The organism is Tardiphaga sp. (assembly GCF_041424195.1).
GTDB lineage: Bacteria > Pseudomonadota > Alphaproteobacteria > Rhizobiales > Xanthobacteraceae > Tardiphaga.
The window spans coordinates 1-26,206 of record NZ_JBGMOE010000230.1 but is presented as its reverse complement, the minus strand read 5'-3'; the positions used below and the strand labels follow the sequence as shown (position 1 = coordinate 26,206).

At 62.9% G+C, this 26,206-nt stretch carries 25 protein-coding genes and 1 pseudogene; 10 read left to right on the top strand and 16 right to left on the bottom strand.

Annotation, left to right across the window (positions count from 1 at the left end; genetic code table 11):
- Positions 1-246: 246 nt before the first annotated feature.
- Positions 247-1,434: an acyltransferase family protein gene (locus ACEK02_RS32600; protein WP_371425972.1), complete on the bottom strand. Its 1,188-nt coding sequence runs from the start codon at positions 1,432-1,434 to the stop codon at positions 247-249.
- Positions 1,435-1,747: 313 nt separating this feature from the next.
- On the opposite strand from ACEK02_RS32600, the gene ACEK02_RS32595 reads away from it, so the two are divergent.
- The 3 genes from ACEK02_RS32595 to ACEK02_RS32585 all read left to right on the top strand — a co-directional run bounded on the left by ACEK02_RS32595 (position 1,748) and on the right by ACEK02_RS32585 (position 5,223).
- Positions 1,748-3,022, top strand: coding sequence for a hypothetical protein (locus ACEK02_RS32595; protein ID WP_371425970.1), 1,275 nt, complete (start codon positions 1,748-1,750; stop codon positions 3,020-3,022).
- A gap of 175 nt (positions 3,023-3,197) precedes the next feature.
- The gene (locus tag ACEK02_RS32590) at positions 3,198-4,112 is read left to right on the top strand and encodes an alpha/beta fold hydrolase (RefSeq protein WP_371425968.1); all 915 of its coding nucleotides are present in this window, start codon (positions 3,198-3,200) and stop codon (positions 4,110-4,112) included.
- Positions 4,113-4,209: 97 nt separating this feature from the next.
- The gene (locus ACEK02_RS32585; protein ID WP_371425966.1) at positions 4,210-5,223 is read left to right on the top strand and encodes an LLM class flavin-dependent oxidoreductase; all 1,014 of its coding nucleotides are present in this window, start codon (positions 4,210-4,212) and stop codon (positions 5,221-5,223) included.
- 6 nt (positions 5,224-5,229) lie between these two features.
- Here ACEK02_RS32585 and ACEK02_RS32580 read toward each other — a convergent pair whose 3' ends face one another.
- From ACEK02_RS32580 to ACEK02_RS32545, 8 genes are all read right to left on the bottom strand, one after another.
- The gene (locus ACEK02_RS32580) at positions 5,230-5,700 is read right to left on the bottom strand and encodes a carbohydrate porin (protein WP_371425964.1); all 471 of its coding nucleotides are present in this window, start codon (positions 5,698-5,700) and stop codon (positions 5,230-5,232) included.
- Between the two features lie 168 nt (positions 5,701-5,868).
- Complete coding sequence (locus tag ACEK02_RS32575; RefSeq protein WP_371425962.1) at positions 5,869-6,555, bottom strand: hypothetical protein; 687 nt, start codon at positions 6,553-6,555, stop codon at positions 5,869-5,871.
- A gap of 101 nt (positions 6,556-6,656) precedes the next feature.
- The gene (locus ACEK02_RS32570; protein ID WP_371425960.1) at positions 6,657-6,905 is read right to left on the bottom strand and encodes a hypothetical protein; all 249 of its coding nucleotides are present in this window, start codon (positions 6,903-6,905) and stop codon (positions 6,657-6,659) included.
- Between the two features lie 115 nt (positions 6,906-7,020).
- Complete coding sequence (locus ACEK02_RS32565) at positions 7,021-9,078, bottom strand: ATP-binding protein (RefSeq protein WP_371425958.1); 2,058 nt, start codon at positions 9,076-9,078, stop codon at positions 7,021-7,023.
- Entirely contained in the window at positions 9,075-10,571 is a 1,497-nt protein-coding gene (locus tag ACEK02_RS32560) for an ATPase domain-containing protein (RefSeq protein WP_371425956.1), read from the bottom strand. Before ACEK02_RS32560 ends, ACEK02_RS32565 begins: the two co-directional genes overlap by 4 nt.
- A gap of 88 nt (positions 10,572-10,659) precedes the next feature.
- A complete protein-coding gene (locus ACEK02_RS32555; RefSeq protein WP_371425954.1) occupies positions 10,660-11,433 on the bottom strand; it encodes a thioesterase family protein in 774 nt (257 codons plus the stop codon).
- 120 nt (positions 11,434-11,553) lie between these two features.
- Positions 11,554-12,522: an NAD(P)H-dependent flavin oxidoreductase gene (locus ACEK02_RS32550; protein ID WP_371425952.1), complete on the bottom strand. Its 969-nt coding sequence runs from the start codon at positions 12,520-12,522 to the stop codon at positions 11,554-11,556.
- Between the two features lie 204 nt (positions 12,523-12,726).
- A complete protein-coding gene (locus tag ACEK02_RS32545; protein WP_371425974.1) occupies positions 12,727-13,383 on the bottom strand; it encodes a glutathione S-transferase in 657 nt (218 codons plus the stop codon).
- Between the two features lie 147 nt (positions 13,384-13,530).
- Between ACEK02_RS32545 and ACEK02_RS32540 the strand changes: the two genes are divergently transcribed.
- Entirely contained in the window at positions 13,531-14,094 is a 564-nt protein-coding gene (locus ACEK02_RS32540) for a TetR/AcrR family transcriptional regulator (protein ID WP_371425950.1), read from the top strand.
- A gap of 2 nt (positions 14,095-14,096) precedes the next feature.
- Here ACEK02_RS32540 and ACEK02_RS32535 read toward each other — a convergent pair whose 3' ends face one another.
- From ACEK02_RS32535 to ACEK02_RS32520, 4 genes are all read right to left on the bottom strand, one after another.
- On the bottom strand, positions 14,097-14,684 hold the full coding sequence (locus tag ACEK02_RS32535; RefSeq protein ID WP_371425948.1) for a hypothetical protein: 588 nt from the start codon (positions 14,682-14,684) through the stop codon (positions 14,097-14,099).
- 46 nt (positions 14,685-14,730) lie between these two features.
- Positions 14,731-15,312 carry a YqaA family protein gene (locus tag ACEK02_RS32530; RefSeq protein WP_371425946.1) on the bottom strand — a complete coding sequence of 194 codons (582 nt, stop codon included), beginning with the start codon at positions 15,310-15,312 and terminating at the stop codon, positions 14,731-14,733.
- Between the two features lie 67 nt (positions 15,313-15,379).
- Positions 15,380-15,778, bottom strand: coding sequence for a phosphoribosyl-ATP diphosphatase (hisE, locus tag ACEK02_RS32525; RefSeq protein ID WP_371425944.1), 399 nt, complete (start codon positions 15,776-15,778; stop codon positions 15,380-15,382).
- A 145-nt stretch (positions 15,779-15,923) separates the two neighbouring features.
- Positions 15,924-16,352: a hypothetical protein gene (locus tag ACEK02_RS32520; protein ID WP_371425942.1), complete on the bottom strand. Its 429-nt coding sequence runs from the start codon at positions 16,350-16,352 to the stop codon at positions 15,924-15,926.
- Between the two features lie 234 nt (positions 16,353-16,586).
- Here ACEK02_RS32520 and ACEK02_RS32515 point away from each other — a divergent pair, with 234 nt between their 5' ends.
- From ACEK02_RS32515 to ACEK02_RS32490, 6 genes are all read left to right on the top strand, one after another.
- On the top strand, positions 16,587-17,648 hold the full coding sequence (locus ACEK02_RS32515) for an ABC transporter substrate-binding protein (RefSeq protein WP_371425940.1): 1,062 nt from the start codon (positions 16,587-16,589) through the stop codon (positions 17,646-17,648).
- A 118-nt stretch (positions 17,649-17,766) separates the two neighbouring features.
- Positions 17,767-19,563 carry a glucan ABC transporter ATP-binding protein/ permease gene (locus ACEK02_RS32510; RefSeq protein WP_371425938.1) on the top strand — a complete coding sequence of 599 codons (1,797 nt, stop codon included), beginning with the start codon at positions 17,767-17,769 and terminating at the stop codon, positions 19,561-19,563.
- Positions 19,564-19,770: 207 nt separating this feature from the next.
- Entirely contained in the window at positions 19,771-21,282 is a 1,512-nt protein-coding gene (locus tag ACEK02_RS32505; RefSeq protein ID WP_371425936.1) for a D-alanyl-D-alanine carboxypeptidase family protein, read from the top strand.
- 133 nt (positions 21,283-21,415) lie between these two features.
- The gene (locus ACEK02_RS32500; RefSeq protein WP_371425934.1) at positions 21,416-23,104 is read left to right on the top strand and encodes a long-chain fatty acid--CoA ligase; all 1,689 of its coding nucleotides are present in this window, start codon (positions 21,416-21,418) and stop codon (positions 23,102-23,104) included.
- Between the two features lie 54 nt (positions 23,105-23,158).
- Positions 23,159-23,704 (top strand): DUF924 family protein, encoded by a 546-nt coding sequence (locus tag ACEK02_RS32495; RefSeq protein WP_371425932.1) that lies wholly within the window; start codon positions 23,159-23,161, stop codon positions 23,702-23,704.
- A 230-nt stretch (positions 23,705-23,934) separates the two neighbouring features.
- Positions 23,935-24,420, top strand: a complete 486-nt coding sequence (locus tag ACEK02_RS32490; protein ID WP_371425930.1) for a peroxiredoxin — start codon at positions 23,935-23,937, stop codon at positions 24,418-24,420.
- A 69-nt stretch (positions 24,421-24,489) separates the two neighbouring features.
- On the opposite strand, the gene rnhA is transcribed toward ACEK02_RS32490, so the two are convergent.
- The 3 genes and pseudogenes from rnhA to ispH form a co-directional block, all read right to left on the bottom strand.
- Positions 24,490-24,939, bottom strand: coding sequence for a ribonuclease HI (gene rnhA, locus ACEK02_RS32485; protein WP_089267674.1), 450 nt, complete (start codon positions 24,937-24,939; stop codon positions 24,490-24,492).
- On the bottom strand, positions 24,936-25,916 hold the full coding sequence (locus ACEK02_RS32480; RefSeq protein WP_371425927.1) for a homoserine kinase: 981 nt from the start codon (positions 25,914-25,916) through the stop codon (positions 24,936-24,938). Before ACEK02_RS32480 ends, rnhA begins: the two co-directional genes overlap by 4 nt.
- Positions 25,917-25,921: 5 nt before the next feature.
- Positions 25,922-26,206: pseudogene (ispH, locus tag ACEK02_RS32475) on the bottom strand (4-hydroxy-3-methylbut-2-enyl diphosphate reductase); the annotation flags it as partial.

The following is a 26,206-nucleotide window of genomic DNA, read 5'->3' as shown; positions in this document are numbered from 1 at the left end:
TTGGACGCCGATCCCCCGGCTTACGGGGTCAATATTGCAGGCCGAATGACACGCGGATGTTGGCGCAATTTTTAGGTCGACCAATTTTCGACTTTTTCAACAGTCTCGGCGCATAGCGGCCGGTCGACGCTCGATGAAATTTCGTTCGCATAAATTATACTTTTATTTCAATGATATAGCAGTTCGTAGTTATGTTCTGAATGGCGCACCATTTCGGCAGGCATGCACGCGGCCTCCCAATCGACATCAGACCAATCTGCCCACACTGGACCGCGCCTTCGGTGCGGCGATCGGGAGCAGCGGATTGTCGGGGGCATCCTCCGGCCGGTGCCTGACCGCAAAGGTCTTCCTCAGCTTCAACACCGGATATTCGATGACGTGCCAGGAGAACATGGCAGCCGCCAGCGCGACCGGGTAGCCGGCGAAGAACAGCGTCCACCACCACTCGCCACTCCAGGTCTTCGGAAAGAAGAAGATCAGCAGTTGCAGGAAGGGGACGTGGTACAGATACAGCCCATACGAATAGTCGCCGCCGCCAAATCCCGGAATCCGCGGCATCGGCGACAAGCCGATTGCAACCGTCAGATAGGCCAGCAAAGGCAGCACGATCGCGTAGCTGCTCGGATTGCCGAACACGACCTCGGTGCTGCTGAAGACGCTGACGAGAACGCCCGCACAGACCAGGCCAAGCGCGGCCGCTCTAGAGAACGGGATTGAGTAGCGCTTCTGATAAAGCAAAACACCGAGCAGGAATGACGGCAGCAGAAACGACGAGCGATTGCAGAACAGATCCATCGCCAGCATCTTCAGCGCCGACGGTTCGCCATCGGCAAGCTGCGTCGCCATCACCCGCAGCGGGATGCCCGCGATCAGGACGACATAAGTCAGCAACGACACCCATCTGGTGCTTTTCATCGCGCCGGACAGCATCAATCCGATGAGAACAACATAGCAGCAGATCTCGAACGGCACCGTCCATAGCGCGCCGTTGACCTCGGTGGAAGGATTGCTCTCGAACACGCCCGGCAAGGTGTAGTGCATCCAGCCGGCGAGATTGAAGAAATAGCTCAGGAAGCCGCTGCTGGTGAAATAGTCCTTCAATGGCAGGCTAGTCACCAGCGGGCCGATCAGCAATGCCGCGAAGACGATATCGACCACCAGCGCCGGCACGATGCGCGCAGCGCGGTTCAGCAGAAAGCTCTGCGGCGACAGCCGCAGACTGCTCCCCGCCACCAGGAAGCCGCTCAGCGCGAAGAACATTGGAACCAGCAGAAATTCGGAAAACCAGAAAGGCGACGCCCGCGCCATGTCGAGATGGCCGCTGAGCTGCGCGGTGTGCCAGGCAATGATCCCGGTCGCCAGGACTATGCGCAGGAAGTCGAAGCCTTGGCCGAATCCTTTCTGATCGTCCAAAGCCGAACCCAAGGTTCTCATCTCGCCCTCCAGGCGGCATTGTCCGGCCGCCATATTCTCGATCCGAGGGCGAACGTAGGGGATGAAACGCTAATGCTCCTTGAATCTCCTGATCTGATTCCCGGTTAACTCTGTGATCGCAGCGCAACTCATGCCGAAATGCGCGTGCTTTCCCCCGTGCAGGCTTCTGCTATCGTGCCCGCGCCCGGCACCGCCGGCGCCGGCTGGACCACCATTCCAGCCGTTGTTCGGGCTCATTCTGGCAGCAGTCTTCCCACATGAACCAATTGCCTGGATCGAGGTGCTCTGTCCTATCGGCGCGCGGCGCCGCGCGATGACCGGCCTCAACCGGCGCGCGTTGCTGGCCGGAGGCGCGGCGTCGATCATGCTGCGGCCGGCAACATTGGCTGCCCTGCCTCTCCCCGGTCCATCCGACCTGTTCACCGACAGTGTCGGCGTCAATGTGCATATCAGCAGCGAGCCATATGCGAGTCATTTCGACCGTTTCCACGATCTGCTCGCGGCATCAGGCATTCGCCATCTGCGCGACGAATTGCGGCCGGGCAACGACCTCGATCGCTGGCGCGCGCTGAACGAGCGCGCGAACATCCTGTTCAATATTGTGGTGTCGCCGGCGACCAACACCGTGCCGGAGATGATGACCTACCTCGCCGCGCTCGGCATCGCGCGCGTCTCGGCGATGGAGGGCCAGAACGAGGGCAACAGCGACTGGTTCCTGTCGCTCCCGCTGGCGAAGCCGGGCTGGAGCAATGTGGTCGTGAACTATCAGCGCGAAGTGCACGCTGCGCTGCGCGCGCGCTATGCGGCCGAACAACTCCCGCTGCTGTCGCCCAGCGTGATCAACTGGAAGCCCGCCGATGTCGCGCTGCTGCGCCCGGCCGCGCAGTTCAGCGATGCCGTCGCCATCCACTCCTATGTACAGAAGGCGCAAGAGCCGGAAACAACCAACGACTATGCCGCCGTGTCCTGGTATCTGCACAATATGCGCGACGCGTTCAAACCCGGCGCACCCGCACTGGCAACCGAATGCGGCTATTGCAATGTCGTGAAGCCCGGCACCTCCGGCGTGTCGGAGACGGCGGCAGCGCTTTATCTGCCGCGGCTGCTGCTCAACAACTTCCGCCTCGGCATTCTCCGGACATTCCTCTACGAATTCTTCGATGGCGGTACCAATCCCGATGACGGAGAGCATCATTGGGGCCTCGTCCGCAATGACGGCTCGCCGAAGCCCGGCTACCATGCGATCCGGAATCTCCTATCCGCATTGAAGGGCGCACGCCGCGCCAGCGACAGCCAACCGCTTCGCGTCGCCGCGCAATCGCCCGAACTGCGGCACATCGCGTTCCAGGATGCGCAGGGACAGCCGCTGCTTGCGGTGTGGCGCGCGGTGCGCTGCTGGAATGTAGAGAAGGCCGAAGACATCTCGCTGCCCACGGAGCCGATCGACATCGCCGTCGAGGGTCCCGCCGCTTCGCTCTTCTTCAACCGTCCGAATGACGACGCCGAGTGGCGGCGCATACCGGTGACCGACGGACACGCGACGATCCCGCTCGACGGGCGGGTGGCGATCCTCCGGCGTTCCAGCTGAGCTGGTATGACCGGCTGTGGCTTGAACCACCCCGCCGCGCTTTGTATCCTGCACCTGCGTACGAACTGACGGTGAGCAGCGAAGTCTTTCAGACAAAGTCTCTCAGACTCTGCGGTCCGGCAAAGCATGCGACAGCTTCGCCTTCTGCTCCAAAATATAACGGATTCTTCCCCCTATGGACTATGCGCCTTCCGCTCCGGCCCTTGCGGCCGAGACGCACGCTTTTCAGGTTTTGCTCGAAGACGGCGCCACTGCCAGCGTCCGCGTTTACGGACAAGGTCCGCGGATCATCTGCAGCCATGGCAATGGCCTCGCCATCGATGCTTTTCAAAGCTTCTGGCGCCACTTCACCGATGACTACCAGACCGTTGTATTTGACTTTCGTCATCACGGCCGCAGCAGTCCGTATCGCCAGCCCATCCCGCATGTCTGGCCGCAGCTCATCCGGGACTATGAGGCGATCATGCAGGGGATCACCCGCGAACTCGGCGCGGCGCCGAGCCTCGGCGCATTTCATTCGATGAGCGCCCTGACGACCCTGCTGCATGCCGCCGAATATGAGACGCCGTGGATCGGCATCGTCGGCTTCGAACCGCCGGCAACGCCGCCGAGCCACTATCCCGAATTCCAGAGCTTCCACGCGGACAGTGACAGACTCATCGCGCGCGCCGCACAGCGCCGATCGACCTTTCCGAATGTGCAGGAGCTGTTCGAGTCCTATCGCCGCAGCTCGGCCTTCGCCGGGGTTGACGATGCCGGGCTGCAGGCACTCGCCTCTTCAACGCTGCGCTGGAATGACGAGAGCAAGCTCTATGAACTCGCCTGCCCCCGGGAATTCGAGGCCAGCATCTTCACCATGCAGGATCTCCCCGGCGCCTGGGAGCGGATGTGCAGCGTCAGGCTGCCGGTGAAGCTCGTCGCCGGGGAGCCAAAGACGAGAACCAGCCCGTTCGTCGACGTGGAGCGTGCTTTTGCGCGCGATGGCGGCTTCGCCTTCACCACCGTGCTTGATGCCTCGCATTTCATGCAGATGGAAAAGCCGGCCGAATGCGCCGCGATCGTCCGAGCCTTCCATGCGGGTCTGATCTGACCGCTCGGGGGAACGCCGGGCAGCCATGCCCGCCATGCAAACGGCTGGCAATCTGCCGCAGCCGTTCCCACATGCCGAGGGCAATGGGAGCCCCGTCATGACCGCACTTTCGATTCTCGACCTCGTCCGCGTCACCCAGGATACCGACGCGCGCGGCGCGCTCGACAATTCCCGGGATCTGGCCGGCCATGCGGAAAAATGGGGCTATCAGCGCTTCTGGGTGGCCGAACATCACAACATGGTTGGCATCGCCAGCGCGGCCACCTCGGTGGTGATCGGCCATATCGCGGCGGGCACCAAGACCATTCGCGTCGGCGCCGGCGGCATCATGCTGCCGAACCATGCCCCCATCGTCATCGCCGAACAGTTCGGTACACTGGCCCGGCTGTTTCCCGGCCGCATCGATCTCGGCCTCGGCCGCGCACCCGGCACGGACCAGATGACCATGCGGGCGCTGCGCCGCTCGCTGCAGAATTCAGACAATTTCCCGCAAGACGTCCAGGAGCTGCAGGCCTATTTCGCCCCCGCTGGTCCGAACCAGCGCCTGCAGGCGGTGCCTGCCGCAGGCACCGACGTGCCGCTATGGATCCTCGGCTCCTCGACCTATGGCGCGCAGCTCGCCGCGGCCCTCGGCCTGCCCTATGCTTTCGCCTCGCATTTCGCGCCCGACCAGTTGCTGCAGGCCCTGCAGATCTATCACCAGCACTTCGAACCATCCGAGCAGTCGGCGAAGCCCCATGCGATGGTCGGCGTCAACATCATCGCCGCCGACACCGATGCCGAGGCGAAGCGGCTGTGGACCACGCAGCAGATGTCGTTCACCAACATGTTCCGCGGCACCCGCGGGCTGAGCGCGCCGCCGATCGACGATATCGAAACCTATTGGTCGCCGGCCGAGAAGATGCAGGCGATGGGGATGCTGCGTCGTTCGATCATCGGCTCGAAGGAGACGGTTCGCGCCGGCATCGCTGCGCTGGTTGAGGAGACCGGCGCGGATGAACTGATGATCGTCTCGGACGTCTACGACCACGCCACGCGGCTCAAGTCCTATGAGATGATCGCCGACGCCGCAGCCGGTCTCACCAAGACACCGGCTGAAGCGGCCTGCTGAGTCATTTCAGAAATTGATGGTGGTGCGGACGCCGAACACTGCGGCGTCCTTGATACGCTTCGTCTGCGTGGCATCGTTGGGATCGACGGCGCCGCCAGCGGGATGCATCACATATTGAAACACCGGCTGCACCGCCACGCCCGGCGCGACCATTGCGAGATAAGTCATTTCCAGCACGGCTTCGAAATCGCGAATCGGCGATTGAATGCCGGTGAAAAGCTGGACGTCACGATCAAGCCCGCGCGCACCATCCGAAATGCGTGCATAGGTCATGGCGATGCCGAACCTGTCGTCGGGCCGCTCCGCCGAAAAACCTGAGACCTGAATGCCTCCATCGAGATAGAAGCTGATCAGATTGCGATCGGACGGGCTGATCGATGTGCGCGCAAAGAAGCCGATGCCCTTGTCCGGGCCGAGGGTGCCCGATGATCCACGGCGGATCGTTGACGCGAAATGCGAGACCATGCGCGTTGGCAATTTGCGGATCATTTGGGCCGGGCGCTACCGCGCTGCCCATTCGGCGAGCCTATCGTTGATCGGCTTCACTGTCGGAGAGCCTCAGGCAAATTTTTTTGGTGGCGCATGCGTATTGCGTTGCGGGTTGTGACAGTCATGCGTCGCCGACGGGCCGCATGTGACAGACGCTCAGATCGCGGACGCGACCTTTTCGAGTCCGATCATGCGCGCCAGTGCACGGACTTCGCGCTTCTGATCCTCACGCAGCTGGAACAGCAACGGCATCGCAGCGGACTTGAGCTGCTGCACCTCGTCGCTGTCGGGATCGATCGGCGGAGTGCCGGCAGAAGGACGGGCCTGTTTGGTCTCGTGGATCCTGCGCGCCACGTTGCGCAGCGCCGCTTCGACCCCAGGCCAATAGGATTCCTGCGAGGCGGTCAGATTGAGCCGGCTCTTGATCGCCGAAATCTGCGCATCACTGAGCAGCGCATAGGTTTTCTGCGCCGGCTTGGCAGCAGCCTTGGGCTTGGCGGCGGGCTGCGGCACCACGATCGGCGCAAGCACCGTCGCGCCGGGCGCTTCGATCGGACTGTCGGATGCAAAGGCCTGGCGCAACGGACTGCCATCTACCGCAGGAGTCTGGACGCCCGGGACCTGCTGCGGATCGAGCGACGCCATCACGGCGCCGGCGACCGCCAGCTTGTCCTTCTTGCCTTGGGTGTTGGACACGGGACCGCGCGAAACCGCGACCGAGTTCTGTGCGGCGCTGTCGTCATAGGACAGCGATGGGATGCTGTCGCGGCCGAGAATGCTCGCGACGGCCACGCCGGTCAGCAGCAGACAGCCCAGCACAAGAAGGGTCAGCGCGCGCGTCAAGCCAGTCTCCGCAATTGAGGAACCCCTGAGGTATCGTCCTCACAAATGGAGATTAATTAAGGCCTAACCATGCTGCAACGGTGCGATAGTACTCTAGACGTTCAGGCAGCGTTGGCGAGAACGTAGGCTTCCTGGATATCGCTGACGATATCGGAAGCTTCCCACAGCGCGTCCGGGGCGACCGACTGCATGCTGATGGTCCAGTTCGCGCCCTTGCCGGTGCGGGGCGTGCTGACGATGTCGAACCGTACGTCGCGACACAGGGGGTGACGACCGAAAGCTGCGGCCACGCGTGCCTTGATCTCCTCGATCGTAGCCGGCGTCTTCGCGAAATAGGCTTCGATATCCATGCTGGCCCCTGAATCGGTTTGATTCCCGACTGAGGCATTGTTGGTTCCACAGGATTTAACGAATGGTTAATTTTGCTGCGGCGCTGGCAGATTGATACCACCCTGCCGGCACGGCTCAGCCCAGCAGCTGATCGAGCCGATCCCGGAGCTGATCCTGATGATACGGCTTGGCAAGCCGCGGCAGGTCGAGCTGAGCGCCTTCCGGCAAATCCGCATAGCCGGTGGCGAGCAGGATCGGCAGCGACGGCCGCATTTCGCGGGAATAAGCCGCCAGCTCGATGCCCGTCATGCCGGGCATCACATGATCCGTCATCATCAGATCGAGCGGCTCATCGCTTTTCAGAATCTCCAGCGCATGCAGCCCCGAATTCGCGGGGATCACGCGATGGCCGAGGTCCTCCAGCATCTCCGTCGTCGACATCGCGATGAGAGGATCGTCATCGACGAACAGGATCACGGCAGAGCGCGCGGCATGGCGCATGACATTGGCCGTATCGGCCGCCTCCGGCGCCTTGTCGGTGACCGGCAGCACGAGGGTCGCCGTCGTTCCCTTGCCGACGACGCTCGAGAGATCGAGCGTGCCGCCGAGCTGCACGGCCAGTCCATGCACCATGGACAAACCAAGACCGGTGCCCTTGCCAACCGGCTTGGTGGAGAAGAATGGCTCGATCGCCTTCTTCAACGTCTCCGGCGACATGCCGGCGCCATCGTCGATAATCGACACCTTGAGATAATCGCCGGGCTTCAGAACCGGGTCGCCCTTGCCGACCTGGTGCTTCTTCACCCTGATATCGATGGAGCCGCCGTCCTGCATGGCGTCGCGCGCATTGATCGCGAGATTCAGAATCGCCAGTTCGAGCTGGTTGGGATCGATCCGCGCCCGCGGCAGATCGCCGGGAATATCCAGCCGCAGCGCCACGCGCGGCCCGAGCGAACGTTCCAGTAGATCGATCATGCCGCGAACCAGCGCGCCCAAATCGGCAGCCACGGCTTTCAGATCCTGCTGCCGTGCAAAGGCCAATAGCCGCTGCGTCAGCGACGCGCCGCGCTCGGCTCCCTGCATCGCGCCATCGACGAGACGTTTCAGCCGCGGGTCGTCCGGCATGCGCTTGCGCAGCAGATCCAGATTACCCATCACGGCCATCAGCAGATTGTTGAAGTCGTGCGCGACGCCGCCCGTGAGCTGGCCGATGGTCTCCATCTTCTGCGCCTGGCGCAACTGGTCCTGCGCCTTCTCGCGCGCCGCGACTTCCTTCATCAGCTCATTGGTGCGTTCCTCGACGCGCTGTTCGAGCGTCGCCGTGAGCTCGGCAAGCGCGGACCGCTCCGCCGTCAGTTGCGCCAGCAAATTGTCGCGATCGATATCGGCAGATTTTCGCGCCGTGATATCGACGGAGACGCCGACCAGCGTTTTCGGCTTGCCGTCAGCCCCACGGACCATGCGCGCACGCGTCTCGACCCAATGCACCGAGCCGTCCGGCCAGATATTGCGGTATTCGACATTGTAATCCGCGCCGGCCATCAGCGTCGCGTCGAGTGCCTGCTGGCGTTGTTCACGATCATCGGGATGAACCGCGGCCTGCAACTCGCTGAACGTGAATGACTGATCCGGCCGGCGGCCGAAGCATGCCTTGGTCGTATCCGAGACCTCAAGCCGAAGTTCGGGCAGATGCAGTTCGAGCGTCCCGAGCCGTCCCGCATCGAGCGCCGTCTGCAGCAATCCCTGACTGTCGCCGAGGTCTTCGAGAATGGCGCGCGTCTGATATTGACGCCGGCGCGCGCGGACGGCTGAGCCGACGACCGAAATCAATGTGGTCGGGTGAAACGGACGCTCGATGAACGTCACATTGCCCAGCAACTGTCCGAGCCGCGCGGCATCCGGATTGCGCTCCGGTCCGCCGCCCTGACGCGTCAGCAGCACGATGGGAAAATCGGACCATGACGGCTGATCGTGCAGCCAGTGGCCAAGACCGCGCAGATCGATGGTCTTGATCGCCTCGTCGGCGATGACGGCGACACCGGCGCCGCCCTTGATCTCCTCGAGGAGCGCCGGAAAATCCGCGCAGGACTGCGCGTAAAAACCGGCCTCGCGGATCAATGCCGCAGCCACTGCAGAATCGCGCCCTGTCGGAGCAAGGATGACGGCGCGCTCGGAGGAACGCCCCGGTTTCACGCCGAGGTTCCCTCAAGCAGAGAGCTTTGACCGTTGTAAATGGGTACGCCGCGCAACACGCCCTGGAATTCGCTGAGCGGCGCGCCGATCGTGAGGCCTCGCCCGTCGATCCGGTACTCGCGAATGGTCGACTCATGCGCACCGGTTCGCTTCTTGATCACGGACATCGCACGGCGAACGCTGCCGCTTGCTTCGAAGTAACGGAGCAGGATCACGGTATCGGCGAGATAGGTGACGTCCACCGGCGCCTTCATGTCGCCGACGAGGCCGTGCTGCGCCACCGTCATGAACGTCGCGGCACCCGTGCGGTTGAGATATTGCAGCAGCTCATGCATGTGCAGGATCAGCGAATTTTCTTCCGGCATCGAGGCCTGATAGCCGTTGAGACTGTCGATCACGACGGTCTTGATCTCGTGCTCGTCGATCTGACGACGGACGCGATGCGCGAATTCACCCGGCGACAATTCAGCAGCATCGACCTGTTCGACGAACAGATGACCGCTCGCCTGCATGGCGGCAAGATCGATTCCGATCCCCTTCATGCGATCGAACAGCAGTCCAAGCTCCTCGTCGAAGATAAACATGGCCGCCTTCTCGCCGCGTTTGACGGCCGCGACCACATTGACGATCGCCACGAGTGACTTGCCTGTGCCGGCGGGCCCGAGAATCAGCGTACTCGAACCGGTCTCGATACCGCCGCCCAGCAGCTGGTCGAGTTGCGCAATGCCGCTCGACTTGGTCATGCGATCCATGCTGTTCCGGAATTCGGATGCGACCAGCCGCGGAAAGATATTGAGGCCGCCTGTGGTGATGGTGGCGTCGTGATATCCGCCGCGAAACTTGACGCCGCGATACTTGATCACGCGCGCACGCCGGCGCTCGGCGCCATAGGAGGGCGCCAGCTCTTCCAGCCGCAACACGCCGTGGGCGACGCTATGAACCGTCTTGTCGGCAACTTCGGCCGTGAGGTCGTCGAGCATCATCACCGTGGTGCCGAATCGCGCGAAGTAATGTTTGATGGCCAGGATCTGACGGCGATAGCGCAGAGAACTTTGTGCCAGCAGCCGGATTTCGGACAGACTGTCCAGGACGACCCTGCTCGGCTGCGTGCGCTCCACCGCCTCGAATATCTGCTTGGTGGTTTCGCCGAGTTCGAGATCCGACGAATAGAGCAGGCTCTGCTGCTGATCCTCGTCGAGCAGGCTTTCCGGTGGCAGGAGTTCGAAAACTTCAATGCCCTTGTCGAGAGTCCAGCCATGAGATGCTGCGCCGGCGCGCAACTCGCGATCGGTCTCGGAGAGCGTGATGTAGAGACATGTTTCGCCGACCCGCATGCCCTCCAGCAGGAACTGCAGGGCTACGGTGGTCTTTCCCGTACCGGGCGCGCCTTCGACCAGAAAAATGTGACCTCGGGAGAATCCGCCGGAGAGGATATTATCCAATCCCCAGATGCCGGTCCTGGCTTTATCGTCTTGCACGTGCGTCGAACCCATACCGCCCCCTGACGCGCGATAACCGGGGCAATATCAATCGGTTCCCAGCCAACCCGAAAATAATTCGCCGGGGCCGGAGCGTGGGCGGTCAGCGCTTCTCGATCACCAGGCTCTGCACCGCCCGGCCGAAATAGCCATGGATATCGGCGAGCTTGGAGGCCGCGAGGCCGGCGCCATCCGGCCCGATCCAGCTTTCACCATCGAGCAGGATCCAGTCGCCCACCGGCGGACGTGACAGGCTCACCGTGAGATCGGCATTCAGGAAGGTCCAGTCGTCGAAACTCAGCACCGGCGAGGAGCCGTTGCTGAAATCTGCCGCTATCACCGCGCGCATCACCTGCGAAAGGCCGGCGCCTTCGACGATCGGCCGGTTGGCCCGGTACCAGATCGCGCCCGGCCCCAGGGACAGGAAGCCACCACGGACAGCGCGAATGCTCATGCCGGTGACGAAGGGACTGCTCGCGTAACGCGGCTCCAGCAATCCGCCCTGATCCGGCGGCGGCACCGTGACCGGCGAATCGGCAATCTCCGGCGGCAGCGGCTGCGCCTCCGCCCTGATCTTCAGCACCGTCGCACGCACCACGACGGTGCCGTTCGCCATCAGTCTGACGCCGACGAGCTGTATCTTGCGGCCCTCGCGCAGCACTTCGGTCTCGAAAGTGAGTGGCGCGACCGGCACCGGCCGCAGCAGATCGATGGTGACGCGCGTCACATGCATCGGGCTCGCCGTCGGCATCTGCTCGGCAAGCCACGTCACCAGCGCCGACGGCGCGGAGCCATGCTGCATGGTCTCATTCCACGGCCCCGCGGCATGCGGACTGGTGACGACATGATTGCCGTCCACGCGATAGATGGCGTCCATTGTTTGGAAGTCCGTGCTTGATGATATTTGCAGGGTGGGCAAAGGCGCTCTTGCGCCGTGCCCACCTTCGATCGGCGTGGTGGGCACGCTTCGCTTTGCCCACCCTACGCAGCAAAGACCTTACAGCGGCGGATCGATCGCTTCGTCGTATTCCTTCTTGAAGCGCGCCACGAGTTCTGCGACGGGCACGACCCTGTCGACGCTGCCGATGCCCTGGCCGCTGCCCCAGATTTCCTTCCAGGCCTTCGGCTTGGCGCGCTCGCCACTGGCGTCGGTACCGAAATTCATCTTGGTCGGATCTGACTCCGGCAGGTTGTCCGGATCCATGCCGGCGGCGATAATGGACGGCTTCAGATAGTTGCCGTGCACGCCCGTGAACAGATTCGAATAGACGATGTCTTCCGCAGCCGACGACGCAACCATGTTCTTGTAGCCCGGCACCGCATTGGCCTCGGTGGTGGCGATGAAGGCCGAGCCGATATAGGCGAAGTCGGCACCGAGGATACGCGCGGCGCGAATGGCGCGACCGTTGGCGATGGCGCCCGACAGCGCGATCGGGCCGTCAAACCACTTGCGGGTCTCGGCCACGAAAGCCAGCGGCGAGATTTCGCCGGCATGACCGCCGGCGCCGGCAGCCACGAGGATCAGGCCGTCAGCGCCCTTCTCGATCGCCTTGTGCGCGAAACGCTGGTTGATGACGTCATGAAACACGATGCCGCCCCAGGCATGGGCCGCCTGATTGAGTTCTTCGCGTGCGCCAAGCGAGGTGATCATCATCGGCACCTTATGCTTTTCACAAAGCGCCAAGTCCTGCTCGAGCCGGTTGTTGGACTTGTGCACGATCTGGTTGACCGCGAATGGCGCGGAGAGCCGATCCGGATGCGCCTTGTCATGCGCGGCGAGTTCTTCCTTGATCCGGTGCAGCCACTCATCGAGCAGCGCCGCCGGACGCGCATTCAACGCGGGAAACGAGCCGACGATACCGGCCTTGCACTGCGCTATGACGAGATCCGGCACCGAAATGATGAACAGCGGCGAACCGATCACGGGCAGCGACAGGCGGTTCTTGAACAATGCCGGCATCGACATGGAAAATCCTCGACTTCTTTTCTTGATTGGTACGCAATCGCGCGCGCCCGCCCCCGGTCGATCCGGGTGCGGGCGGACGATGCCAGAAGCGGGGGGCGGATGGCAATTGCGCTGCGGGAGAAAAAGTCCAGGCGCCGAGCGGTATCCCATCAACCTGGACGGTTGAGGCTGCCCCGGATCATCGAGCATTCATTGGCAATGACTTCAGACGGACGCTCCGGCGGGATCTGACATCGTCACACGGTTCTTGACGCTTGGGCGCTCGTTCATCCTTGCGTACCATGCTTGAAGCGCCGCGCACTCTGCAGGTACTTCGAGCTTCACGAGTCCGGCGAAGATCAGACCGCCAATCACCGTGATATCGGCCATGGAGAAAAACGCGCCGGCAATAAACGGCTGCTTTTTCAGCACCCCGTCGAAATACGCCATGCCCCTGAGCGCCTTGTCGCGCTGACGGAAACCCCATTCGGCATTCTGATAGATCTCGACATGGGGTCCGAGCCCTGGCGTTGCGTGATGGAAATAGACGCTAATGGCGTCGAGCAGCTCCAGCTCGGCACGCTTGCTCATCATGTGGATCATGCCCTTCTCGCGCGGCGTCCTCCCGGTGAGCACGGGGGCGCCGTCAAGCGCGTCGAGATATTCGGTAATGGCCGTGCATTCGGCAATGAAAGTGCCGTCGTTGAGTTCGAGCACCGGCAGCGTGCCTGAATAGTTCTTGGCGAGGAATTCGGGCGTTTTGTGCTCGCCTTTCCAGAGATCGACCGACACGAACCGGACGCGCGACTGAAGGTTCTTCTCCGCCAGAGCGATCCGGACCCGTCCGGGATAGGGGCCGGTGTGCCAATCGTGAATCGTCATCATCGGGATCGCATCGCCATCGGAGATCTGAGTATTCATCGTTTATCCTACCTGTCAGTTGGTAGGCATATTTACGGCTTTGATTTACAGGCGTCAACGCCTATCTACCACTTGGTAGATACAGACACGGGGTTGTGAGGCCGGGATATGAGTTCGAATTCCAGGGAAGCCATCCTGACGGCAGCGAAGCGGACCGCGCAGGCGCACGGCTATGGCGGCCTGAACTTCCGCGATCTTGCGGCAGAGGTCGGCATCAAGGCTGCGAGCATCTACCATCACTTCCCGAGCAAGGCCGATCTCGGTGCCGCCGTCGCCAGGCGCTACTGGGAGGATTCAGCCGCCTCTCTGGAGGCGCTGCTCGCCGAGGCCGCGGATCCCCTGCTCTGCCTGCGCCAATATCCCGAGACCTTTCGCAAGGCGCTCGAAAACAACAATCGCATGTGCCTCTGCAGCTTCATGGCTGCCGAATATGACGACCTGCCGGAACCTGTGAAAAAAGAGGTTCGGACCTTCACCGATATCAACGTGGCATGGCTGGGCAGGGTTCTCACCGCAGCGACAGCGGCAAGCCCTGAAGAGAGCGAGCGGCGCGCCCGCGCCATCTTCGCCGCCATTGTCGGCGCCCAGCTGATGGCCCGAGGCCGCGCGGATATCTCGCTCTTTGACACGCTGATAGAGAGCTATCGCGCAGCAGGACTGTTGCCGGCATAGACCTATTGGCAGAGCGCCTGGGTGACGTAATTCTCCGTCTTGCAATCACCCGGCTCCGGCGTGCGGCCGGGGATCATGGCCTTGGGCGAACAGCTTTGCGCTGCGTCGGTGTCGAGGCTCTTGCCTTCCTTGAAACCCTTGCTCTGGCAGAGTTTGTCGGAGGCCGCCTTGCAGTCCGGCGCGCCATTGGCCGCGACCGGGCAGGCCATCCGGCCCTTCACCACCGTGTTCAGCTTGGTCAGGCTGTCAGTCCCCAGCGAGGGCATGGCGGGCAGCGACGGCAGCAGCGAGGTGGAATTCTTGAACAGCTTGCCGATCTCGTTGAACAGGCCGGGATTCTCGGGCGCCGGCGGCGGTGACGGCGGCGGCGCCTGTTCAGCCATCGGAGCGGGCGCGAGAGCCGCTGCAGGCGGGGATGCCGTCGAGGGAGCCGGCACAACCTGAATCGTGATCGACTTCTGCGGTGCCGGCTGCTGCTGCATGGCCTGCGACCAGGCACACACGGTGGCTGCGCCGACGGCCAGCGCGGCGGTTGCAGCGACGACGCAGTTGCGGGTTACCGGAGCCAGCAGACGGGTCAAATCAGACATGATGCGAAACGTATCCCGACACCTGCGCCGGGGGAAGCATCCTGATCTAGAAGAGTCGGAATGCAATGATGAAGCCGAGCACCAGCACGCCGACGCCCAGCCCCACCCACAGACCCAGCCGCTTCTCGATGGTCTCGCGAATCCACACGCCGTACCGGTTGAGCAGGACGGCCACGACATAGAAGCGCACGCCCCGGGCAACCACCGACAGCGCGACAAACATCCAGATATTGTAGTTGGCGAAACCTGACGTGATGGTGACAAGCTTGTAGGGGATCGGTGTCAGCCCCTTCAGCAGGATGATCCATGCGCCATATTCGGCATAGCCAGCGCGGAATGCCTCGACCTTGTCGCCGTAGCCATAGAAATGAATGACCCATTGGCCGACCGAGTCATACAACACTGCGCCGATGAGATACCCCACCACGCCGCCGGCCACCGAGGTCAGCGTACAGAGGCCGGCATAGAGCCAGGCCTTCTGCGGCCGGGCCAGCGCCATCGGAATCAGCATCACATCCGGCGGCACCGGAAAGAACGAACTTTCCGCGAACGACACGATACCCAGAATCCAGAGGGCATAGGGCTTGTGGGCGGCGTCGATGCACCAATCATACATTCGTCTGAGCATGGTCCGCGATGAACCATCCTGACGCCGATTTGTCTATGGCCGGGCTGACACGCGCGAGACGAAAAGCTCAGCTCAACTTGCGCAGGCGACGACCTTCCAACGCGACAATTGGTCGCCGCGCAGCGTTTTGCTCGATGGATTTGGGCCGTTTCGGTGGCTTCGGAAGCTTTTCGGCGATACCGAGCATATCCTCGCGCCGGCTCATCTCAGCCCAGACCTGTTCCGGGCGTACACCCGCAGCCGCCCATAATACGGTCAAATTATAGAGAAGATCGGCGCTTTCGCGAATGACGGCGTCGGGCTTGCGGTTGATCGCATCGATGACGACCTCGATGGCCTCCTCGGCCAGCTTCTTCGCCATCTTTTCCGGTCCCTGCTGATAAAGCCGGGCCGTTCGCGAGACCGACGGATCGAGATCCTTGGCCGCGATCACCGCCTGATAAAGCCGGTCGAGCGAATCACTCATTCAACTACACTATCTCAAAGCCGTGGCCAGCGCGTTAACGCCTGGCCCTCAAGTGTCTGCGACAACGACAACCGCCGGCCGCGGACGCGACCGGCGATTGATAGTGACGTGACAGTTCGATGACGATCTGTGACCGATCGCACAATTACCAGGTCATACGACGGGAATTGTCATACCCATAGCCACCGCCATAGCCGCGATACGGGCCTCCGCCGTAATAGACCGGGCCGCCGCCATAATAGGCTGGGCCACCGCCGTAATAACCATAGCCCGGACCGTTATCGTAGTAATAGTCGCGGCGGCTTTGCGTGGCGGCAATTGCGCCAATGGTGCCGACGATGGCGCCAAAGGCCGCGAGGCCGGCAGCATTGCCGCCACCGCGATAATGGCGACGGCGCGCGCTGCTGAAATCAGTGGCGTCGCTGGTGCCGTGCGTGGCCGCGACCTGACTCGTGCTCTTTGCAGTCGCTGCGAATGCTCCGGTCGGCGCAATTGCCGAGATCGTCATGGCCGCAACTGTCGCCACGATGGCGGCGCGGCCAGTCGACTTGAACAATCCATTTCGTACGAACATCTCAATGTCCTCCGTGGTCGTCTGGCCCTGCGGGCCTCAGCTAGCCAACCACTTCGGGCACTATGAGTTCCCCAACCCCAACGGCAGCTGAACGATCGGTGTTCAAATCAGGGCAGTCATCTCCCGTTCAGCGTTTTACAGGTAGAAACGACGCGCAAGATGTCGCACCGTGGCGCCATCAATCAGACATGCCCGGCGGGGTAACTGCCGATCCGTCAGTCGTTAAGTATCTTGATGCCCAGAAACGCGACCAACATTTCCCGACGGCATGTCCTCCTCTCGCTGAGTGCGCTGGGCTCCGTGGCTTTTTGCGCATCTTCGGGACGGGCCGCCGCAGACGACGACAAGACGCCCGCCAGCATCCAGTTCGCGCTCGATCGCGCAATCGACGCGATTGCTGCGCCCTTCGTGCTGGCCGACGCCCGCGGACTTTACCGGGCCGAGAACCTGAATGTGACCACCACCGTCGCCGCAGGATCGAAGGAGGCCATCGCGCGGGTCGCCTCCGGTGCCAGCGACATGGCGCTGGCCGATCTCAATGCCTTGATCCGCTATCGCGGCGAGTCAGATGCCGCGACGGTGAAAGCCGTCTTCGTCCTGCTCAATGTCGCACCCTATGCCATCGTCGCCCGCAAGAGCCGCGGTGTGATCTCGCTCGGCAGCCTTGAAGGGAAAGTGCTTGGGGTCGCTGACCGCGATCTTGCGATCCGGCTGTGGCCGGCGCTGGCCAAGCGCAACAACATCAAGCTTGCCGCCGTGAAGCAGGAAAAGATCAGCGCCGCGGTGCGCGAGCCGATGCTGTCGGCCGGCCAGGTCGATGCGGTCACCGGCTTCTCCTATCTCTCGGCGGTCAACCTGCGCGACCGCGGCGTCCCCGCCGACGATCTCGCAGTATTTCGCTTTGCCGAATTCGGCTCCGCCGCCTATGGCCTCGCGCTGATCGTCAATCCGAAATTCGCTGCCGCCAGGCCCGAGGCCGTGAAAGCGTTCATTCGCGCCGTCACCGCAGGGACGCAGTTGGCGATCAGGGACCCGGCCATGGCGATCACCGACGTCATGACCCAGATGGAGAGTGGTTCGCGCGAGCTCGAACTGGCGCGGCTGCGCACCGCCATTGCCGACAATATCCTGACCGACGATGTCCGCCGTGACGGGCTGGGCGGCATCGACGCCGCACGCTTTGAAGCGTCGCTCATCGAGATCGCCGAGGATTTTACCTTCAAGAAGCGCCCTTCCGCCGCCGACATCTTCGACGACAGCTTCCTGCCGGGCTCGGTCGGCCGCAAGATCAACTGAAGAGACCAACTGAAGAAGTTCAACTGAACAACTTTTCCCGAAGCTGTATTCGGCTGCCGTCCCCGCCTAGACTATGCGCAATCGGTTGTCCCGTTCGCGCTGCGCTGAGTGACCTCCCATGATCCGTCTTTACACCCGTGTGCTGGAGCTGCTCGGCAAGGAGAAGCGCCTCGGCTGGATGCTTGCGGGCGCCAATCTGCTGCTGGCCGGCGCCCAATTCGCCGAGCCGGTGCTGTTCGGCCGGATCATCGACGTGCTCTCCGGCAATCTCTCGACGGCGGCGATGCAGACGGACAGCGCGTCGCCCTGGCCGCTGCTGGCGGCATGGGTCGCGTTCGGCCTGTTCACCATCGTCTGCGGGGCGGTGGTGGCCCTTCATGCGGATCGCCTCGCGCATCGCCAGCGCCAGGCGGTGCTGACCGATTATTTCGAACACATCATGCAATTGCCGCTGACCTTCCACACCGGCACGCATTCAGGACGCCTGATGAAAGTGATGCTGGCCGGCACCGATGCGCTGTGGCGCGTCTGGCTCGGCTTCTTCCGCGAACATTTCGCCTCCATCGTCTCGCTGTTCGTGCTGCTGCCGCTGTCGATCTATCTGAACTGGCGGCTGGCGATCCTGCTCGTGATCCTGTGCGTCGTGTTCACCGTGCTGACCACCATGGTCGTGCGCAAGACGTCGGGCATGCAGAGCGACGTCGAGGAACATTACGGCGACCTCTCCGCCCGCGCTTCCGATGCGCTGGGCAATGTCGCGCTGGTGCAGAGTTTCACGCGCATCGATGCCGAGGTGCAGGGCCTGCGCGGCGTCTCCAGCCAGCTGCTCGAAAAGCAGATGCCGGTTCTGTCATGGTGGGCATTGGTCTCGGTGATGACGCGCGCCTCCACCACCATCACCGTGCTGGCGATCTTCACCGTCGGCATCGCGCTGCATCAGCAGGGCCTCACCACCGTGGGCGAGATCGTGATGTTCGTCTCTTTCGCGACGATGCTGATCCAGAAGCTCGAACAGGTGGTCTCCTTCATCAACACCATCTTCATGGAGGCACCGCGGCTGCGTGACTTCATGAACGTGCTCGATGCCGTGCCTGCGGTACGTGATCGCATCGATGCCGTGGACCCCGGCCGGCTGCAGGGCATGGTCGAGTTCAACGACGTGTCGTTCTCCTATGACGGCAAGCGGCCGGCCATCGCGGATCTGTCCTTCACCGCCCTGCCCGGCCAGACCATTGCCCTGGTCGGCTCCACCGGCGCCGGCAAGTCAACTGCCATCGCGCTGCTGCACCGGGCCTTCGATCCGCAATCCGGCATCATCTCCATCGACGGCATGGATATCCGCGCCCTCACCCTGTCAGGCCTGCGCCGGAACATCGGCGTCGTGTTCCAGGAGGCGCTGCTGTTCAACCGCTCCATCGCGGACAACCTGCGCGTCGGCAAGCCGGACGCGACGGACGAAGAGTTGCGGATTGCCGCCGCCCGCGCCCAGGCGCTCGATTTCATCGAGCGCAGCGACAACGGTTTCAACACCAATGCCGGCGAGCGTGGCCGCATGCTGTCCGGCGGCGAGCGGCAACGGCTGTCGATTGCCCGCGCGCTGCTGAAGGACCCGCCGATCCTGATCCTTGACGAGGCCACCAGCGCGCTCGATGCCGTGACCGAGGCCAAGCTGAACGTCGCTCTCGATGAAGTGATGAAGGGCCGCACCACCTTCGTGATCGCGCACCGGCTGTCCACCATCCGCAATGCGACGCGCATTCTGGTATTCGAGAACGGCCGCGTGATCGAAGCGGGAACTTTCGATGAACTCGTGATGCAAGGCGGCTATTTCGCCAGTCTGGCCGCCGCCCAGTTCATGGTCCAGGAGGACGCACGCGCCAGCATGGGCCTGCCCGATGCCGCCGAACCCCTTTGATGTCTTTGGAGAACCGGTCGAAATTTGGCCCCTTTCATCACCGATTTAACCGGCTCGCCACTGTTCTGATGCTCTCGACCGGTATAGGTTTGCTGCTGTCGCCGCGTGACGGCAGACCGACACGAGAGCCCCGAACCTCAAATCCAAGAATTGCTGCGCGCGGTGCCGGAGCACTGCAGGCGGGCCGCAAAGGACCGGAATCGGATAGTGCAGTTTCACTTCGCATCGCGCCGCCTGCTGTCATTCAACTGGTTCCCCCTCGCCGCAGCACTCGTGCTGGGCGTGGCCGCGCCTCGCACGGCCAGCGCTGAAGCGCTGCTGCTCGTCGAAGCCGATACCGGCAAGGTGCTGCAGGCCGAGAACGCGACCTATCCGTGGCATCCCGCCTCCGTCACCAAGCTGATGACGACCTATGTCACCCTGCAGGCGGTGAAGCAGGGACGCATCAGCCTCGACACAGTGGTGACGGTGTCGCCGATCGCCTCCGCCCAGTCGCCATCGAAGATGGGCTTCAAGGCCGGCACGCAGGTCACCATCGATAACGCGCTGAAGATGATGATGGTGAAGTCGGCCAATGACATGGCCGTCGTGCTCGCCGAAGGCGTCGGCGGCTCCATCGACGGCTTCTCGGCGATGATGAATGCCACGGCGCAGAAGCTCGGCATGACCCAGACCCACTACGTCAATCCGAACGGCCTGCCTGCCGACGAACAGGTCACCTCGGCGCGCGACCTCGCGATCCTTGCGCGTGCGATCATCCGCGACCTGCCGGAATACGAATATTTCGTCCATATTCCTGCGATCAAATTCGGCCGTCGCATCACCCCGAACTTCAACAAGCTGATCGGCCGCTATCCCGGCGCCGACGGCATGAAGACCGGTTTCATCTGCGCCTCCGGCTACAATCTCGTGGCCAGCGCCACCCGTGGCAACAAGCGGCTGATCGCGGTGGTTCTCGGCGCCTCGTCCGGCCAGGCGCGCGCCGTCAAGGCCGCGCAACTGCTGGAGCGCGGTTTCAACAGCGGCACAGGCGGCCTGACCTGGCTGCAGCCGGCGCTCGGCACCGTGGATGCCCTCCCACCGATCGACGCCGCGCCGCCCAACCTGCGCGACGAGATGTGCGGACCGAAACGCAAGCGCCCGGCCAGCGACGCCGATGATGAAGTCACCGCCAGCAACGAAGCCAGCAGCCAGGCCATGTCGTTCTTCACCACCGGCCTGCAGCCGCCGACGCTGCGCCCGGTCGACATGATCGCCGCAGCCGCCGCGCCGGTCGAGCCGGTGATCGTCTATACCGGACCGAAGAAAGTGGGCGCCGACCTGATCGCCGCCAATGCGGTGGAAGAAGCCCGGCAGACGCCGAAGCCCAAGGGCAAGAAGGGCACGAAGACAGCCGCCAGGAAGCCGGACGCGGCAGCCGACACCAAGGACGCCAAGCCCGCAGCAACCGCCGACGCGAAGCCAGCCGCCAAGCCTGCGGCCAAACCCGCCGCCTCCCGACAGGCAGCCGTCAAGCCGGATGCCACCGCGCCAAAGCCTGCAGCGGCAGCCGCCCCTGCAACAGCGAAACCCGCGGCAGCCAAACCTGCAGCCGCCAAGCCTGCCACGGCAGGCACCGCCGCTGCGACAGCGCCGGCCAAGCCCAAGGCCGCTGCCAAGCCCGCACCGAAGGCGACCACCGGCGAAGCCAAGCCGGCTGCGGCAGCTCCGCGCACCTAGACCTTCGTCGATGATGCCCGAGATCATCGTTAACGCAGCCGTTTCCGGCCGCATCATGTTGCGCCGCGCCTTGCTATCAAGGACAGCTTTGCTCAATACTTCCACGAAATAATCAAATCGAGGGGGAAGTGTCATGGAGCGCATCTGGCTCAAGCAATATCCGGCAGGCGTGCCCGCCGACATCGACGTCAATCTGTATCCGTCCCTGGTCGATCTGCTCGAAGAGAGCTTTGCCAAATTCCGCGATCGCAAAGCCTTCATCTGCATGGACAAGTCGATCACCTATCGTGAGCTCGACGAAATGTCCGCCTCGCTCGGCGCCTATCTGCAGAGCAAGGGCCTCGCCAAGGGCGCCCGCGTCGCGCTGATGATGCCCAACGTGCTGCAATATCCGATCGCGACATCCGCGGTGCTGCGCGCCGGCTATGCGGTGGTCAACGTCAATCCGCTCTACACCCCGCGCGAGCTTGAGCATCAGCTCAAGGATTCCGGCGCCGAAGCCGTCATCGTGCTGGAGAACTTCGCCTCCACGGTGCAGCAGGTGATTGCCAGAACCAATGTGAAACACGTCATCCTCGGCAGCATGGGCGACATGCTCGGCTTCAAGGGCGTGATCGTCAATCTCGTGGTCCGCCGCGTGAAGAAGATGGTGCCGGCCTACGACCTGCCGGGCGCCGTCTGGTTCAACGATGCAGTCTCCGCCGGCCGCAACATGAAGATGAAGAAGCCGGTGCTTGGCCCCGATGACGTCGCCTTCCTGCAATACACAGGCGGCACCACCGGTGTATCCAAGGGCGCGACGCTGCGCCATCGCAACATCCTGGCCAATGTGCTGCAGAACGATGCGTGGCTGCAGCCGGCGCTGCGCAAGCCGCCGCATGTGGACCAGTTGTTCATCGTCTGCGCGCTGCCGCTCTATCATATCTTCGCGCTGACGGCCTGCTTCCTGCTTGCCGTGCGCGCCGGCGGCGTCAACCTCCTGATCCCGAACCCGCGCGATATGCCCGGCTTCGTGAAGGAGCTGATGAAATATCAGGTCAACAGCTTCCCGGCCGTCAACACGCTTTATAACGGCCTGCTGAATACGCCCGGCTTCGACCAGGTGGATTTCTCCAAGCTGAAGATTTCCAACGGCGGCGGCATGGCGGTGCAAAGGGCTGTAGCCGAAAAGTGGCTGAAGGTGACCGGCTGCTTCGTCGCCGAAGGCTATGGCCTGTCGGAAACCTCGCCGACGCTGACCTGCAACCCGGCCGATGTCGATCAGTTCAACGGCTCGATCGGCGTGCCGGTGCCCTCGACCTATATCTCGATCCGCGACGACGACGGCAACGAAGTGCCGCTGGGCGAGCCCGGCGAAATTTGCGCCAAGGGTCCGCAGATCATGTCGGGCTACTGGAACCGGCCGGACGAGACCGCCAAGGTGATGACCGCGGACGGCTTCTTCCGTACCGGCGACATCGGCATCATGAGCCCCGACGGTTTCACCAAGATCGTGGACCGCAAGAAGGACATGGTGCTGGTCTCCGGCTTCAACGTCTATCCGAACGAGGTCGAGGACGTCATCGCCAGCCATCCCGGCGTGCTGGAATGCGCGGTGATCGGCGTGCCCGATGCCAAGACCACCGAGGCGGTGAAGGCCTTCGTCGTCAAGAAGGATCCGAACGTCACCGCCGAGGACATCATCAAGTTCTGCGGCACCCAGCTCACCAATTACAAGGTGCCGAAGCAGATCGAATTCCGCACCGCCTTGCCGAAGACCAATGTCGGCAAGATCCTGCGCCGCGAACTCCGCGACGAGAAGAAGCAGGCCTCAGCGGCCTGAGGCACTGCTATAGGGTGGGCCCGCTTTCGCATGGCCCACCCTATGGATTTCAGCATGACTGCAACGACTCCCGCCGACATCATCGCCTTCTGGAAAGACGCCGGCTGGGACCGCTGGTACGCCAAGAACGACGATTTCGATGCCGAGATCACCAGCCGCTTTCGCGCGCTGTGGGACGAGGCCGTCGCAGGCAAGCTTGCGTCATGGGAGGCCAGTGACGAAGGCACCCTCGCTTTGATCCTCGTGCTCGACCAGTTTCCCCGCAACATGTTCCGCAACGATCCGCGGGCCTTTTCCAGCGACCGCCTCGCTCGCGACCTCACGGTCAGGGCTGTCGCGCGCGGCGTCGATCAGCGGGTCGAACAGCAGATGCAGCAGTTCGTCTATATGCCGCTGATGCATTCGGAAGACCTTGCCGATCAGGAGCGCTGCTGCGCACTGTTTCGCGCGACCGGCGAGACCGACAACCTGAAATTCGCCGACGAGCATGCCGATATCATCCGGCGTTTCGGCCGCTTCCCGCACCGTAACCGGGTGCTGGGGCGCAGCACCACGCCCGAAGAACAGGCCTTTCTCGATGCCGGCGGTTTCGGCGGGTAGAGCCTTCGACATCTTCCGGCCTCATCCTGAGGAGCGGCCGGCTTCGACCGCGTCTCGAAGAATGGCAGCAATGCACATCGCCATGGTTCGAGACGCGCGCCAAGAGGCGCGCTCCTCGCCCTGAGAACGGTGTTCGAGGCCGCTGCCCTGGCTTTGCGCAACGCCCAATATTGCCCGCGTCATGCAGCCGGTCTAAACACACTCACCCCACCTTTCAGGAGAGATCGACGATGACCATTCAAGTTGGCGACAAGCTGCCCGAGTCCAAGCTCCGTGTCATGACCTCCGAAGGTCCGGCCGTGAAAACCACCGATGACATCTTCAAGGGCAAGAAGGTTGCGCTGTTCGCCGTGCCCGGCGCCTATACGGGCACCTGCCACAAGATGCATCTGCCGAGCATCTTCCTGAACGCCTATGCCATCAAGGACAAGGGCGTCGACACCATCGCAATCATCTCCGTCAACGATGTGTTCGTGATGAACGCCTGGAAGAAAGACACCGACCTGCGCGACGAAGCGGTGTTCCTGGCCGACGGCAATGCCGACTTCACCAAGGCCATCGGCATGGAGCTCGACGCCTCGGGCAACGGCCTCGGCATCCGCTCGCAGCGCTATTCGATGCTGGTGGAAGACGGCAAGGTGACCAAGCTCAACCTCGAGCCGGCGCCGGGCAAGGTCGAAGTCTCCGGCGGCGACACGCTGCTGGGCCAGCTCTGAGCTGAGGTTTTCTTGCTTCCCCTCTCCCCCAGCTCAGCAAAGCTGCCCTAGGAGAGGGGAAGAAAAGAACTACCGGCCCCTGTTCTCCGCCAGCCCGTCGCGCGACAGTTGATCCGCACGTTCGTTCTCGGCATGGCCGGCATGGCCCTTGACCCAGTGCCAGCGCACATCATGGGTCTTCAGCGCGGCATCGAGGCGCTGCCACAGGTCGACATTCTTCACCGGCTTCTTGTCCGACGTCTTCCAGCCGTTTTTCTTCCAGCCGTGAATCCAGCTCATGATGCCGTTGCGCAGATACTGGCTGTCGGTGTGCAGATCGACCGAGCACGGCTTCTTCAGCGCTTCCAGCGCCGAGATCGCCGCCATCAGCTCCATGCGGTTGTTGGTGGTGTGCGCCTCGCCGCCCTTCAGCTCTTTCTCGGCATCGCCGAACCGCAGGATCGCGCCCCAGCCGCCGGGACCGGGATTTCCCGAGCAGGCGCCGTCCGTATAGATCGTCACAGGCGTCGCAGTGGTCACGCGGGCAGCCTCGCCGCTTCGACGCCGTAATCGGCCATCGATTTCACCGACTGGTGGAAGCGCAGCTTGCGGACATATTCGACCGGATCCTTCGGCTTCACGAAGGCGCCTTCCGGCACATTGAGGAAATCCACCAGCCGCGTGAGCAGGAAGCGGATCGACGCACCGCGCGCCAGCAGCGGAAACGCCGCGCGCTCGGCACCGGTCAACGGCCGCACGCTTTCATAGGCGTTGAGGAAAGCCCGCGCCTTGGTGGCATTGAACGACAGATCCGGCTCGAAGCACCAGGCGTTCAGGCAGATCGCCACGTCGTAGGCCAGCATGTCGTTGCAGGCGAACGGGAAGTCGATCAGGCCGGACAGCTTGTCGCCGAGAAAGAACACGTTGTCCGGAAACAGATCCGCATGGATCACGCCTTCCGGCAGATCGCTCGGCCAATGCGTAGCGAGATGATCGAGTTCGGTCTGCAGGAAAGCGCGCAGCCCTGGCTGCACGGTGTCGGCGCGCGGTGCCGCGAGGTCGAGCAAACCGCGCCAGCCATCCACCGACAGGTTGTTCTTGCGCACCAGCGGGAAATCGCGCCCGGCGAGATGCATCTTCGCCAGCGCTTCGCCGACCCCGGCGCAATGCATTGCAGTGGGACGGCGCGGCCACATGCCTTCGAGGAAGTTGATGATCGCCGCAGGCCGGCCGGCGAGCGACGAATAGACCGCGCCATCGCGATTCTTCTGCGGCTGCGGGCAATTCACGCCGCGCGCGCACAAATGTGCCATCAGACCGAGGAAGTAAGGCAGGTCATCCGCTTTGACGCGCTTCTCATAGAGCGTGAGGATATACGCGCCCTTGGAGGTGTGCATCAGGAAGTTGGAATTCTCGACGCCTTCGGCGATGCCCTTGTAGGAGAGCAATTCGCCGACATCGTAGCTTTTCAGGAAGTCCGCGAGATCATCGGCGGCAACATCGGTATAGACCGCCATCGCGGTTACGCCGCGGCCTCGGGACGCAGCGAACGCGGCAGCGGGAAGAATTCGTTTTCTTCGGCGGCCGAAACCGTCTCCACATGCAGCTCATAACGCTGCGCGAAGGCATCCATGATTTCTTCGACGATCACTTCCGGCGCCGAGGCGCCCGCGGTGATGCCGAGGCTCGTGATGCCCTCGAACATGCTCCAGTCGAGGTCAGAGGCGCGCTGCGCCAGCACCGAGACCCTGCAGCCTTCGCGCTCTGCGACTTCGCGCAGGCGCTGCGAGTTCGACGAGTTCGGCGC